Here is a 13397-nt window from a genome sequence, read left to right as displayed (position 1 = left end):
CAATCCCCAATCCGTTTAAAATAGGTAAATCCCCTAACAAATATGGTTTATGAACCAGCCAATATCTGAAAGAGTGCGCTGGACTACCGCCGATTTAGAGTTGTTTCCAGATAACGGAAACCGCTATGAAATTATTGACGGAGAATTGTTTGTGACCAGAGCGCCTCACTGGAATCATCAAAAAGTCTGTGCCAGAATTATTGCTCCATTGGATACCTGGTCACAAGCTACTTCTTTGGGCCAAGTCGTACCTGCTCCAGGCATAATTTTTGGCGATAATGATAATGTGATTCCTGATGTTGTCTGGGCTAGCAATGAGAGATTGCCCCTGATTTTAGACGAGGCGGGGCATTTGACTGGTGCGCCAGAACTGGTAGTAGAGGTTCTATCTGCTGGTACTGGGAACGAAAAGCGGGATAGGGAATTTAAACTAAAGCTTTACTCAGCAAGAGGTGTTAGGGAATATTGGATTGTGGATTGGCGCAACCAACAGGTGGAAGTTTATCGGCGTGAAAAAGCGAGTTTAAAATTAGTTGCTACCTTGTTCAATAGTGATGAGTTGAATTCACCTATATTGCCTGATTTTAATTGTGCGATTGCCTCCTTATTTACTTAACATAAGTTCGCATAATTGCCGTAATTGCTTACTGTTAGCAATTTTTAGCTGTGCTGCAAAAACTCAACTTTTGGCAATAACGGGTCACTCACAATACCCACACCGCTAAAACCCCAACGTTTGAGCAAGTTTCCTAACTGTGTACGCGGAATAGATTCAACAGAAAAGCGATTTGCCACTTCTGCCGCATGGGTGTTGAGATAACTAAGGGCATCAAAGTTTTCTTGAAACAGCAATAAATAACCTGATGTTTCGGTGTCAGGACGAGCGATGAGATAATTACCGTCAGTTTTTGAGCGCACCAAGTAATAGACTTCGGACAGCATGGAGATGGGGATGGGGAGAGTGGGATTAAACCAATGACAAATGACAAATGACAAATGACTAATTGAGATTTTCTAGGCGAATGCGTGGATCGGCGGCTTTTAACATTAAATCAGCGATTAAATTACCAGCAATCAGCAACACTGCACCCATTACCAAGCTTGCCATTAACAAATATAAATCTTGAGCCTGTAAAGCTTGTAGAGTCAACCTTCCTAAACCCGGCCAGTTAAAGAAAAATTCGGCAATGAAAGCACCGTTTAATAAACCAGCTAATTCAAAACCTAATAAGGTAATCAATGGATTTACGGCATTACGGAGAGCATGAACATAGATGACGCGGTTTTCTGGCAGTCCTTTGGCACGAGCCGTTTGAATATAATCTTGACGCAGCACATCTAATAATTCGCCGCGAGTGATGCGTTGTAAACCAGCAAAACTAGTAATTGAGAGGGCAATCGTTGGTAAAATCATGTGCCAGCCGATATCTAAGATTCTGCCGAACCACGTCAGTTCTGAGTGATTAATGCTAGTCATGCTACCCACGGGGAATAAGGGCGAGGTGATTTGGGCTAAAACCAATAGTGCCAAGGCAGTGATGAAACTAGGAAAGCCTTGTCCGGCGTAGCTAATCACCTGTAAAAGTCTGTCTGATAGCTTATTTTGGTTAACAGCAGCAAAAATCCCTAGAGGGATAGCGATCGCCCATGTGACAATTAAAGATGCGATCGCTAGTAACAAAGTCGCTGGTACTCTTTCCCACAACAGCGATGCCACTGAACGTTGATAAATAAAACTCGTACCAAAATCCCCTTTTGTCAAAATTCGCCATATCCATAGCCAAAATTGCTCTGGCCATGACTTATCCAGACCAAACTGCCGCTTTATTTCCTCAATTCTTTCTGGAGATATCTTCGGGTTTTGCCGCAGCGTATCTACATAGTCCCCTGGAGCAAGTTGAATAATGAAAAACGATAATACTGATGCCAAAAACAAAGTCAGTAGTGCCTGCAATACCCGCTTTGCCACATAAACAAAAGTTTCGCTCGTAACTAGCCTAATTAGCCAATCCCGACCTGTGTCCAAAGAAATTCTCGTAGATGTCATTTGTCCTTTGTCCTTTGTTATTTGTTATTTGTCCTTTGCTAATGACCAATGACTAATGACCAATGACAAATAACTAATATTCGATTAGAGAGATAATCGGCACGTCTGGCAAATATTTACGCCCTTCTAAATCCCGTAGCTCGATAATAAACCCAAACCCTACTAATTCGCAGCCAATCTTCTGCACTAACTTTGCTGTTGCACTCGCAGTTCCACCCGTGGCAATCAAATCATCCACAATCAAAACTCGGCTACTGTCATGTAAAGCGTCTTGATGCATTTCCAGACAGTCAGTACCATATTCTAGATCGTATTCAATTGAGTGAACTGCTGCTGGTAACTTACCTCTTTTGCGGATGGGAATAAAACCAGCCCCTAATTGATAAGCCAGAGGTGAGCCAAAAATAAATCCCCTTGACTCTATACCAATTACATAATCTGGCTTTATTTCAGCTTCATGGCATTTTTGTGTTAAAAAGTCAATAGTGTATCGCAATCCCTCTGGATCGCGCAGTAATGTAGTAATATCCCGAAATAAAATTCCGGGTTTTGGGAAATCTGGGATGTCACGAACGAGAGACTTTAAATCCATAAAGAGGGAATGGGGAATGAGGAATGGGGAATAGGGAATGGGAATGGGAAAGAAAAGGAGCAGGGTAAGTATGGAAAAAAGAAGTATTGATTATTGGCCAATTCCCAATCCCCAATTCCCAAATTTCAGATACCTGAAAAATCGTACACTATAATGTCATACGCTGGGGGTCGGGGCTGAAGCTTCTCCTTTGATTGACGATAATTAGAATCTAAACCAAGCTAGAAAAGGTATTGTGCGAACAAATGAGGTGAATTAACTTATGTTTTAAAACTTTGATTTCAATATAGGGAAAACTGTGAGTAGAAAGAGTTAAGTAATGTATATATCAGGTAGTCATGCTCCTGCTACAAGTCTAACGTTCAAGTCTTGGCTACCGATCTTAAATTTGTTTTACCTAGTCTGTTAGAACCGCACAAGGTATTTTATAGAATGAATGTCTCAGCAAGTTTAACGCCGTTAAACAGTCCAACTCAAGATTCACTGCCGATGATTCTGGACACTTTACCAGATCCTGCGATCGCTTCCAAGACTTGTCCTCGGAGAACGCGGTTGCAAATTGACCTGATTTTATTGGCAATTGAAGCTTTAGAGCTTGGTGGTTCGGAAGCAATCTTGAGTTTTGCTCAAGAGTTGGATCTCAAAGGAATTGTTAAAGACAGGGTGAATTTATGGCGGATGCGTAGCTCTAACCCGCTACGGAGAGCGCATATCCGCCGTCCCTTAACTATCATGGAAGCAAAAGCTCTGGTAGTCATTGCTTGCTACATAGCACGGCGTTTAACTGTTGTCATTCGCCAGTTATTAATGATATGTCAACAAATGGAAGAAAAGCAGATTCCATTGGAACAGAACTTGCGTCTATCTAATTACCTAGAGCGGTTTAGAGCGCATTTCAAAAGCCGGATGAATGCGCGACGTTCTGGTGTACTAGCATTAACTTCTGATGAAAAATTAGATGAGCTAGCTATAAATTTGTTAGGACAATTACTATTTTGTACTGGTACAGCTGGAATGCAGCGATTTTGGATTAGTCTTTTTGACGGTGAAGTGGAATGAATATTCAACGTAAGTACAGTCTACCTAATTGTACACTGCTTTTAGAAGGGTTAAGTGATGTCACTAGGGCCGCACAGTTCCAGGAAATGCGCCCGGAATTATCAATATTGGTAAATGCAGAATGCTATTTATCTGGTTATAATCAGCCCCTAACTGGAGGGCGAGAATTTTTTGAAAGTTTGGTGAGGGCTGTTAGTGGCTATGCCCAAGAATTTTTAAGTAGCGTACCAAATCCCCAAGCACACAACCAGGAATCGGAGCTAGTAGAGTTTCGGAAAGTTGACAGCAACCGACACAGATTAATCATACATTCCGAAGGAACTCCAGAGGGATTCGATCACTCTAACAATTCCAAACGTCCGCCGATTGAAATAGATTTAAATACGGTGCAGTTGTTTGATTTAGTAGAAGCAGTAGATCAGTTTTTTGCTGATACCCAAACTTTACCCGAACTTTCTCTAGAACTCCAACCAGTTACCAGACGCTATGGCGGTGCTAGTCAAGCTTTGGTTAGGCAGGCTGTACCTGCTGCTGTGGGTGTATCAAGTTTAGCAGTCGCTGCGATCGCCTTTAACTTGATTCCACCTCCCCAACTGCGTCCAGCGCAGCCAAAAATAGATGAGCAAAGTAGTTCTACAAACAATATCGCCCCTCCAGCATCAGCTGCTGCAACACCCATCGCTGCTGAAACGCCTACACTAACGCCTACAGCTAATACAAAGCCGGCAGTCAAAGATTTAGAAGCACTTTTAAATACAGTTCCAGAAATTACCGATCCATCCCAGTTACGTGCATTGAATCGTCAAGTTTACAACCAAGTTCATCCAGCTTGGGCTAATCGCTCAGGATTGCAACAAGATTTGATTTATCGTCTGGGTGTAGCTGCGGATGGTGCGATCGTTGGTTATAAAGCAGTGAATAAAGAGGCGAATCTAGAAGTAGGTAAAACTCCTTTGCCTAACGTACTTTACAATCCAGCTACCCGCCCTCCCATTTCCAATGAACCAATCGCCCAATTTCGAGTAGTATTTACTACCCAAGGTGTGCTGCAAGTTAGCCCTTGGCGGGGATATGCTAAAACGCCAGAGGTAGTGGGTGCAAAAATTACTGACTCTAATATAGTCAAAAATTTAAATCAAAAGCTTTATAGTACAGTTCGGCAAACTTGGAGTGGCAAACCCACCTTTACGCGAGATTTGAAATATCGGGTAGCAGTCAACAAAGATGGTGTAATTGCTGACTATGAACCACTCAACCAAGTTGCCTTTGACTATTTCCGGGAAACACCCCTTCCGAAGATGTTCAACGCTGTCTACGGCTCCAATGTAGCAGCACCCAACGATAAAGAACCCCTCGCCCACTTCCAAGTGATATTCAAGCCTAGTGGCAGCCTGGAAGTTATGCCTTGGAAGGGATATCAGTAATTGGGCATGGGGCATTGGAAATTGGGAATTGGGAACTATTGATCAATAAACGATCAATAGACTTTTGTGAGAAGACCTGATTTTGAGGACTTAGAAGTTTATCAACTCGCTGAAAAGCTAGCTAATGAAATTTGGCATATTGTTAAAGCATGGGACAATTTCACTAAAGATACACTGGGCAAGCAAATTGTTCGGTCTGCTGATAGTGTTTGTGCGAACATCGCAGAAGGTAGAGGTAGGTACAATGACCAAGACAATCGACGTTTTGTCAAGATTGCCAGAGGGTCTTTGTATGAAACTATCAGTTGGTTGAGGTTAGGCTATGCCAGACAATTATTGACAAATGAACAGGTAAGCAGATTTAAACCAATTCTTGATGAACTGTTACCCAAGCTTAATGCTTATCTAAAATCCATAGGGAATAGGGAATAGGAACTTAAATTCTTTTACCCATACTCAATGCCCAATGCCCAATTCCCCATTCCTCATTCCCAATTACCGCGTAATCCGCCGCATATAATTTCCCCATAACTGAGCGGCTTGAGCGCTGCTACCAGATGTGGGGGAATTGTTGTCGTTTCCCAGCCAAACACCAGTTACAAGTCGCCGATTTGGGATAAAACCTATGAACCATAGGTCAACGTTTTTATCAGTCGTGCCTGTTTTACCAGCTTCTCCCAATCCAATGGCAGCACTACGACCAGTACCTCTGCTGATGACACCACGCATCAAACTAGTCATCTCATCGGCTACACCAGTTGTTAAAACTCGTTTGTTGGCATCTGGGTCTTGGTCGAAGGAGTAGATTACACGGCAGGTTTTGATATCATTGCGATCGCTGCAATCACCACTATCTAAAATTCGGTTAATCGCATGGGGAGGATTCCACACTCCACGATTGCCAATAGAGCCAAAAGCACCAGTCATTTCTAAAACATTGACCACACTTTGACCTAGTACCAAGCCTGGAACCGGATCGAGGTTTGACTTAATTCCCAAATTCTGGGCCATCGCCACTACTTTATTCAGCCCGATTTCTCTGGCAACTCCCAAGGCAATGGGATTTTCTGAAAGAGCCAGCCCGGTGGCAATATCTAAACTGCCAGCACTTGAACGACAGGGTTTGTAAGTGAAGCCTTGCCAGGTTAAAGGAGCGCAGGAATAACTCTTGGATGGTGAAATTCCCTGTTGAATAGCGGCGGTGTAAGCAAAGATTTTGAAGGTGGAACCTGGTTGTCTTTTGGCTTGAACAGCACGGTTGAACTGACTTTTTTTGTAATCAGTTCCGCCTACCATTGCCAGGATGCCACCTGTACTGGAGTCAAGAGTTACCACAGCCCCTTGAGAAAAATTAAAACTTCCACCACTATTGTTGACTGAATTCCGCAACGCCGATTCAGCTTGGCTCTGTATCGCTGGATCTAGCTGGGTTTCAATGATATAATTTCCTTCATTTGCGGCTCCCTCGCCCAAGATTGATTCAAGTTCCGAGAAGACGTAACTGTAAAAATAAGGAGCGATCGTCTTAGCTTGCTGTTCACAAACTTTAGGGCTAACTTGAACAGTGGAACGTCTAGCTCGGTTCGCATCTTCAGGTTTAATTTTGCCCATCTCTAGCAACCGCTTAATTACCCGATTCCGGTATTCAGCTGCTTCTAGCTTATTTGGCCCATCTCCACAAAAATCGAATGCGTTAGGAGCAGGTAAAATTCCTACCAAAGTAGCTGCTTCTGCCAAAGTTAATTCTTTAGCCGGCTTATCAAAGTAATACCGGGCTGCATCCTCAAAACCAGAGGTATCTCCCCCCAAAAAAACCCTATTTAAGTACATCAGCAAAATTTCATCTTTGCTGTAAAAGGTTTCTAGCTTTAGGGCGACAACTGCTTCTCGTAATTTACGTCCAAGGGTATCTTGTCTGCCTACATACTCCCGGAACAAACTGCGGGCAACTTGCTGTGTAACAGTGCTGGCTCCTTGCTGCACATCTCCACTGCGGCTATTAATTAACACGGCTCGTAAAATCCCCAGAGGGTCAACCCCAAAGTGCCAGTAATAACGACTATCTTCTGAAGCTACTACAGCAGATGCCAAATAAGGGCCAAATTCCTCTAAACGCTTCATATCCACATGAGAGATAGTTCGAGGCTCTCTTAATGGGGTGGCTCCATCACGAGCGTAAACAACTACTGGAGCGCGTGTAGCTGTAGGTAAGGGTCTAACTGAAAATTTTAGCCATTCTACGCCAATTACTAACGCGAACAAGGCGCTGACACCGCCGACACCATAAGCTGTCCAACTTGCAGCTTTGACATACCAGGCTGGCGGATCGACGTATTGCAGGCGCACAGAAGCGGCGAGTTCTGGGGGACCTAGAGTCAAAATATCACCGTGACGTAGTTCTAGGGAATTAACACGACGCTTGCCACGATAAATGCCATTGGTGGAGTTTTCGTCTTTGATGACGAAAACTGGTGTGCTATGAGTAGAATTCCGCGATAGCGATAGGTGAATTTGGCTGACAACAGGGTTACGGACGACGATATCGCTGGATTTGGAGCTACGACCGAGAATATAGCGATCGCCCAACAGTGGATATACCTCTGCTTTATCCGCCCCCGCATCCTGTACCCAGAGTTCCGGTACTTTAGCATTAGGCTTGAGCGCCAGTTTGGAAAAATCAACCCTAGCTTGGATAGTATGGACTGCTTGAGTCAGTTGACCAATTAACGTTTGTGGCTTGTGAGGGGGTTGGGGAGAACTCATCGGCTATTCACATCACACTTTTTAGTGAAGAATGGGGCGAATTACAATTTTAGATGTTAGTCTTTCATCATTTTACTCATAAGCCAAAGCATAAATTAGCTATACGGGACTTTTTGCTCTAATTTATACTGAACATTACTTTTTTATCTGAGTTTACTTGTTCTTTATATCACTTTACTACAGAGATATAAAATTTTTCTCTTTCCTAAAGGCTTGTTTGATATACTCATTTTACTTCAATGACTACAAGCATAGATTTGAAGCTTGTATTTATAAACACTAGTTATTAACAAACAACAGATTTAATTTTTACCAATTTTATCTATCCACATATTCTGCAACAAACTTAAATATATTCATTTAGGAAGATTTTCTAAATCTTATTATCTGTTTTAATGGGCCGAGTGTTCCGTTGAGGTAAATTTCAGAATGATGGGAAAATCTCTGACCCTGATTGGTACAGCTCTATCTTTGGCTCTCACCACTAATATTGCCGTAGCCGAATCCAGTAAATCCCCCATAGCTCAATCCAGTAGCGAATCTACTAGCGCACCAACGGAAATCAAGATGTCGCCAGAAGGTATGAAAATTCTGTGCGAGTATTTTCCGCTCAACTCTCGCTGTCCTGGCGGCACAGCACTTACCCCTGGTGCGGCTCCTGGTAGCACTACAGCACCAGCAGAAACCACACCTAGCACTGCTCCTGGTAGCACTACAGTACCAGCAGAAACCACACCGAGTAACATCACTCCTCCTGATAGCACTACAGCACCAGGAAGCGTTACCCCACCTGAACCTGGCGCTCCCGAAAGCACTCCAGCACCAGGAAGCGTTACCCCACCTGCACCTGGCGCTCCTAGTAACTTAACTCCAGCACCAGGAAGCGTTACCCCACCTGCACCTGGCGCTCCTAGTAACTTAACTCCAGCACCAGGAAGTGTTACTCCAACTGAACCTGGCACTCCTAGCAACTTAACTCCAGCACCAGGAACCGTTACTCCATCTGATCCTAGCGCTCCTACAGAACCAGGTGCTAACTCTCCCAGTACTACTCCATCTACTGCTCCTGCCACAGGTAAATAAATTAAAAGCTGGATACGTTTGACATACTAATTTACCATCAGCGATCGCCTGTGCATCTTAATTTTCTGCACCAGTTATGAAATCTGGTGTAGAATATAAATCAAAATCTCTGGAACCCATAAATCAAGTCTTCGCATATAGGACTGAAAAATGGTTTCAGTAATTAATAGCCTGGGATTAATCATCCCAGGCTTAATAGTTTAATCCAACCTACCGGTTGAAGTTGGTGTTTTTTGGAAGGAAGCAATTAACAGAAAAACAATACCAATACTAATAAAAGAATCTGCCACATTAAATACAGGAAAGCTAATTAGGCGAAAATCAAGAAAATCAACGACATGGCCTAAAACAAAGCGATCAATACCGTTGCCCATAGCTCCACCTAAAATTAAGCCATAACCCAACTGATCCCACAAATTTAATGTTGGGCCAAACAAGGCCAACGCTATCAATACCAAACTCACTCCTAAAGATAGCCAGCGCAACCACTCTACTTTTCCACTTAACAGACTAAAGGCGGCACCAGTGTTAGTTACATAGGTGAAGTGAAATATTCCAGTTAAAAGTGGTAGTGTTTGCCCCAAACTGAAGGTTTGTACCACCCAGTATTTTGTTATTTGGTCTAGGAAAAAAGCTATAAAGGCAGCAATCCAGAAAAGGCGGTTTTTTAAACGCATGAAACTAGGGGCTAGAGACTAAGGACTAAGGACTAAGGACTAGGGGATGAGAAAATTGTAAATTTCTTGTCCCTAGCCTCTAGCCCCTTGATTACTAATAAAACATTAAGTGACGCAATATATATGCTATTACAGTAACGGCACAGACCACACTTAATTGCCCTGGTAGTGCAAACCAAGAGTATCTGAGGATTGCTTGCATCAAAGGTAGATTTTCTGTGCCTTTCCACTGAAAAATATAGCTAATAATCAAATAACTAATACCGCATAGATGCAGAGTTAACAAGCCACAGATGCAACTAAAGGCGAGAGTTTCTAGTCGAGGTCTAGCTTTAAAGGCAACTAAGCCACAAATCCAAGCTCCAGGAATAAAGCCTAGTAGATAGCCAAATTGAGACAACTTAACATAACCAAGACCACCTCCATCGGCAAATACAGGTAATAAGGTTAACCCCATCACTAAATAGGCAATTTGCGAGAGCGCACCGGCATTTTTGCCCCCTAAACAACCCACTAACAGTACTGCGCCAATTTGAAAAGTGACACCTAAAGAAAAAGTCTGAATTCCGTGCTTACTCCAATTCCAAGGAAAGGCGATGCCATAAGCTTCTAAGAAGGTACCACCCATTGTCAGGAGTAAGCCAATCATAGACCATAGTAATTGATTGGAAGCAGCAAACATTTATCAGGCAACCAGGAAAAGGCAAAAGAGAAAACCAACAGCAACTAGGATGTTCATTAGTATTAAAATGAAATTTGTGCTGACACCTCTAAGAATTAGCATATTTTTTTTTGCCTTTTTGGTATGTAACTTTTCAGTTCTACGAATTATGACTTAGGTGTCTATAGCTGTAATTTTATTGACTGAAGCGTAGTCTGATTCTGGTATTTGACCGAACACGTGGTAAAGTTAGCAAAATTTAGTATTTAAACTAAGTTTTTAGATTTAGCGCCAATTTATGCTACAAATTGTTAGAGATAGCTCTTTAATTCACTTTTTTTTAGCGATCACCGCGCATACTCTCCATAAAATAGGCAATTTATAGTTTTCCTTCTGCTTATATCTAAATTAGTTCACTGTCTAAACAAACTTAGATTTTTTAGTTATGACTTTAAGTCTGCTTAGACCTAATTAAGCAACAATAATTTTCATAAAATTCCAAAATTTATTAAGTTTTATATAATAACACAATTTGTAATTTTTTATCATTTGACCAAAAAAGTGACGCTATCAATCAAGTTTTGCCAATATTATGTAACCAAATCACTGTGGTACTATTTGTAACGTGTCACTAAAGCAAAAGTATAAATTTTATCAAGCAAAAGTAAAAACGAGTGTTTGTTCTTTATCAAAGAAAACAAGCTTTTTTTGCTTTGTTAACCTATCCTTTACCTTTAGCTTAATCCTTTAGGGGTATTCTTAGAAGCGCTCACCTGAAAAGTTACCCAAACATTGATAGCGATGCCATCACCTTTTCGTGTAACAAAAATTCATCGCCTCACAGCTTCAGTTTCAGTGTTAGCACTGACAATCAGCCTAGCTGCATGTGGCGGACAGCAAAACCCAGATAGTACAGCCACCAAGGAGACACCTTCTGGAACTGCTACAGATACTACTGCCTCCAGTACAACCAAATTAGATTTGGGTGGAAATCTCAAGTTAAGCGGGGCTGGCGCGTCTTTCCCAGCACCACTATATGATACATGGTTTACTGATCTAAACAAAAAGTATCCAAATCTGCAAGTTGACTATGCCTCAGTTGGTAGCGGTGCTGGAGTTGAGCAATTTATCAAAGGCACTGTGGACTTTGGTGCCAGCGATGTTGCTATGAAGGATGAAGAAATCCAGAAGGTGCCAGCGGATAAAGGCGTTATTTTACTGCCTGTCACTGCTGGTAGCATCGTGCTAGCTTACAACTTGCCAGATGTCGCAGAACTTAAACTACCACGAGCCGTTTACGCTGATATTCTACTGGGCAAAATAACCTCTTGGGATGATCCCCAAATTGTCAAGGCTAACCCAGGTGCAAAGCTTCCTAAAGAGAAAATCACAGTAGTTTATCGTTCAGATGGTAGCGGAACAACAGGTGTATTTACAAAACACCTCAGCGCTATTAGCCCGGAGTGGAAGACTAAAGTTGGTGAAGGTAAAACTGTCAACTGGCCTACAGGAGTTGGCGCTAAGGGGAATGAGGGTGTTACCGCCCAAATCCAACAAACACAAGGTTCTATTGGTTATGTCGAGTACGGCTATGCCAAACAAAATAGTCTTAAGTTTGCTGCTTTGGAAAACAAAGGTGGTAAGTTTATTGTACCTAGTGAGGAGTCAGCCTCTAAAACTCTGGCATCAGTAACTCTACCGCCCGATCTTCGTGTCTTTATTTCCGATCCAGAAGGAGCTGATTCCTATCCCATCGTCACTTACACCTGGATTTTGGCTTACAAGAAATATCCCAATGCAGCAAAAGCTAAGGCAGTTGAAGCTGCGATCGAATACGCTTTAACTGAGGGACAAAAACAGGCTACGACATTAGGATATGTTCCTCTACCTCAAAATGTCATAGCAAAGGTGGCTGCAGCTGCGGATCAAATTAGTCCAGACTATAAAATCGCTGTTGGTAGTGGTACTAGCGCTAGCAAGTAGCTACAGTCAAGACATGAGGCATTCCTAGACAATAATTTTTAAGCTGGTTATTAAACTAGTTTTAAAAGACGATGAGGCAACAATTTTGTTTACATGGTTGCCTCCCATATCTTCCTCTGATTTAATTGTGAAAGTCGGTAGTCATGGCTACAAATTCTCAAAACCTTTCATCAGCGACAAAAAATCGCTCTGATGTAGAAAAGTCCCTAGATCGCGGTTTTATCTGGCTAACTAAAATTTTTGCCTTTGGGGTTGCTGCCACTTTATTATGGATCGGCTTACAGGTCGCAATTGCTTCTTGGCCTGCCATCCAAAAGTTTGGTGCTAGCTTTTTAGCTAACACTACTTGGAATCCAGTCAATGATAGCTATGGGGTGCTACCTCAAATTTATGGAACTCTCTTGAGTTCTTTTATAGGTTTACTGATAGCAGTACCAATTGGGGTTGGTACTGCTATTGTACTAAGCGAGGATTTTTTACCCGCAAAAGTGAAGTTGGTACTAGTTTTTGCAGTAGAACTGCTCGCAGCTATTCCCAGCGTTGTTTACGGCGTTTGGGGTATTTTTGTTTTAGTGCCTATATTAACTAACTTGGGAAAATGGCTCAATAGCTACTTTGGCTGGATACCATTTTTTAGCACCCCCCCTACAGGTCCAGGAATGTTACCGGCGGGAGTCATATTAGCAATTATGACTTTGCCCATTATCACAGCCCTATCGCGCGATGCCTTGATTTCTATACCCTCCAGTTTGCGCCAAGCCTCCATAGGACTAGGAGCAACTCGATGGGAAACGATTTTGCAAATTCTGATTCCAGCCGCCTTTTCAGGGATAGTTAGTGCTGTGATGTTAGCACTCGGTCGGGCAATGGGAGAAACAATGGCTGTAACAATGTTGATTGGTAATTCCAACAACATTAGTATCTCCCTGTTGGCACCAGGCAATACAATTTCTTCTCTACTGGCGAATCAATTTTCCGAAGCTAGTGGTTTGCAAGTTTCGGCTTTAATGTACGCTGCTTTGGTTCTATTCTTCTTGACCTTGGTAGTCAATATTATGGCCGAGTTTATCGTTCTGAGAGTCAAGCGACTGTAGCTTAGTTTTGGATT

The 13397-nt window shown here is 42.4% G+C and carries 13 protein-coding genes; 7 read left to right on the top strand and 6 right to left on the bottom strand.

The genetic code is table 11. From position 1 onward, the window contains the following. Positions 1–49: 49 nt before the first annotated feature. The gene (locus FBB35_RS14275) at positions 50–616 is read left to right on the top strand and encodes a Uma2 family endonuclease (RefSeq protein ID WP_174710164.1); all 567 of its coding nucleotides are present in this window, start codon (positions 50–52) and stop codon (positions 614–616) included. 44 nt (positions 617–660) lie between these two features. On the opposite strand, the gene FBB35_RS14270 is transcribed toward FBB35_RS14275, so the two are convergent. From FBB35_RS14270 to FBB35_RS14260, 3 genes are all read right to left on the bottom strand, one after another. Beyond that, positions 661–942, bottom strand: coding sequence for a hypothetical protein (locus FBB35_RS14270; protein ID WP_174710163.1), 282 nt, complete (start codon positions 940–942; stop codon positions 661–663). A 58-nt stretch (positions 943–1000) separates the two neighbouring features. Then, positions 1001–2047 carry an ABC transporter permease gene (locus FBB35_RS14265; RefSeq protein ID WP_174710162.1) on the bottom strand — a complete coding sequence of 349 codons (1047 nt, stop codon included), beginning with the start codon at positions 2045–2047 and terminating at the stop codon, positions 1001–1003. A gap of 73 nt (positions 2048–2120) precedes the next feature. After that, positions 2121–2639 carry an adenine phosphoribosyltransferase gene (locus FBB35_RS14260; RefSeq protein ID WP_174710161.1) on the bottom strand — a complete coding sequence of 173 codons (519 nt, stop codon included), beginning with the start codon at positions 2637–2639 and terminating at the stop codon, positions 2121–2123. A 432-nt stretch (positions 2640–3071) separates the two neighbouring features. Here FBB35_RS14260 and FBB35_RS14255 point away from each other — a divergent pair, with 432 nt between their 5' ends. From FBB35_RS14255 to FBB35_RS14245, 3 genes are all read left to right on the top strand, one after another. Further along, on the top strand, positions 3072–3698 hold the full coding sequence (locus tag FBB35_RS14255) for a DUF3038 domain-containing protein (RefSeq protein WP_174710160.1): 627 nt from the start codon (positions 3072–3074) through the stop codon (positions 3696–3698). After that, a complete protein-coding gene (locus tag FBB35_RS14250) occupies positions 3695–5122 on the top strand; it encodes a DUF4335 domain-containing protein (protein ID WP_174710159.1) in 1428 nt (475 codons plus the stop codon). Before FBB35_RS14255 ends, FBB35_RS14250 begins: the two co-directional genes overlap by 4 nt. A 66-nt stretch (positions 5123–5188) precedes the next feature. Further along, positions 5189–5554, top strand: a complete 366-nt coding sequence (locus FBB35_RS14245) for a four helix bundle protein (protein ID WP_174710158.1) — start codon at positions 5189–5191, stop codon at positions 5552–5554. A gap of 63 nt (positions 5555–5617) precedes the next feature. Here FBB35_RS14245 and FBB35_RS14240 read toward each other — a convergent pair whose 3' ends face one another. Continuing rightward, positions 5618–7885 (bottom strand): transglycosylase domain-containing protein, encoded by a 2268-nt coding sequence (locus FBB35_RS14240; protein ID WP_174710157.1) that lies wholly within the window; start codon positions 7883–7885, stop codon positions 5618–5620. A gap of 429 nt (positions 7886–8314) precedes the next feature. Here FBB35_RS14240 and FBB35_RS14235 point away from each other — a divergent pair, with 429 nt between their 5' ends. Continuing rightward, positions 8315–8968 carry a hypothetical protein gene (locus FBB35_RS14235; RefSeq protein ID WP_174710156.1) on the top strand — a complete coding sequence of 218 codons (654 nt, stop codon included), beginning with the start codon at positions 8315–8317 and terminating at the stop codon, positions 8966–8968. Between the two features lie 200 nt (positions 8969–9168). On the opposite strand, the gene lspA is transcribed toward FBB35_RS14235, so the two are convergent. Further along, positions 9169–9645 carry a signal peptidase II gene (gene lspA / locus FBB35_RS14230; RefSeq protein ID WP_012407648.1) on the bottom strand — a complete coding sequence of 159 codons (477 nt, stop codon included), beginning with the start codon at positions 9643–9645 and terminating at the stop codon, positions 9169–9171. 94 nt (positions 9646–9739) lie between these two features. Beyond that, on the bottom strand, positions 9740–10327 hold the full coding sequence (locus FBB35_RS14225) for a biotin transporter BioY (protein WP_174710155.1): 588 nt from the start codon (positions 10325–10327) through the stop codon (positions 9740–9742). Between the two features lie 780 nt (positions 10328–11107). Here FBB35_RS14225 and pstS point away from each other — a divergent pair. After that, on the top strand, positions 11108–12289 hold the full coding sequence (gene pstS / locus FBB35_RS14220) for a phosphate ABC transporter substrate-binding protein PstS (RefSeq protein WP_174710154.1): 1182 nt from the start codon (positions 11108–11110) through the stop codon (positions 12287–12289). A 143-nt stretch (positions 12290–12432) separates the two neighbouring features. Beyond that, positions 12433–13383: a phosphate ABC transporter permease subunit PstC gene (gene pstC, locus FBB35_RS14215; protein ID WP_174710153.1), complete on the top strand. Its 951-nt coding sequence runs from the start codon at positions 12433–12435 to the stop codon at positions 13381–13383. Positions 13384–13397 lie beyond the last annotated feature (14 nt).

Origin of the sequence: Nostoc sp. TCL240-02 (assembly GCF_013343235.1) — a bacterium.
Lineage (GTDB): Bacteria > Cyanobacteriota > Cyanobacteriia > Cyanobacteriales > Nostocaceae > Nostoc.
This window is presented reverse-complemented; position numbering and strand designations above follow the sequence as displayed.

Excerpts from the sequence above, each read along its gene's own strand:
- FBB35_RS14275 (WP_174710164.1), top strand. The coding sequence starts at position 50 with ATGAACCAGCCAATATCTGAAAGAGTGCGCTGGACTACCGCCGATTTA.
- FBB35_RS14270 (WP_174710163.1), bottom strand. The coding sequence starts at position 942 with ATGCTGTCCGAAGTCTATTACTTGGTGCGCTCAAAAACTGACGGTAAT.
- FBB35_RS14265 (WP_174710162.1), bottom strand. The coding sequence starts at position 2,047 with ATGACATCTACGAGAATTTCTTTGGACACAGGTCGGGATTGGCTAATT.
- FBB35_RS14260 (WP_174710161.1), bottom strand. The coding sequence starts at position 2,639 with ATGGATTTAAAGTCTCTCGTTCGTGACATCCCAGATTTCCCAAAACCC.
- FBB35_RS14255 (WP_174710160.1), top strand. The coding sequence starts at position 3,072 with ATGAATGTCTCAGCAAGTTTAACGCCGTTAAACAGTCCAACTCAAGAT.
- FBB35_RS14250 (WP_174710159.1), top strand. The coding sequence starts at position 3,695 with ATGAATATTCAACGTAAGTACAGTCTACCTAATTGTACACTGCTTTTA.
- FBB35_RS14240 (WP_174710157.1), bottom strand. The coding sequence starts at position 7,885 with ATGAGTTCTCCCCAACCCCCTCACAAGCCACAAACGTTAATTGGTCAA.
- FBB35_RS14235 (WP_174710156.1), top strand. The coding sequence starts at position 8,315 with ATGATGGGAAAATCTCTGACCCTGATTGGTACAGCTCTATCTTTGGCT.
- lspA (WP_012407648.1), bottom strand. The coding sequence starts at position 9,645 with ATGCGTTTAAAAAACCGCCTTTTCTGGATTGCTGCCTTTATAGCTTTT.
- FBB35_RS14225 (WP_174710155.1), bottom strand. The coding sequence starts at position 10,327 with ATGTTTGCTGCTTCCAATCAATTACTATGGTCTATGATTGGCTTACTC.
- pstS (WP_174710154.1), top strand. The coding sequence starts at position 11,108 with ATGCCATCACCTTTTCGTGTAACAAAAATTCATCGCCTCACAGCTTCA.
- pstC (WP_174710153.1), top strand. The coding sequence starts at position 12,433 with ATGGCTACAAATTCTCAAAACCTTTCATCAGCGACAAAAAATCGCTCT.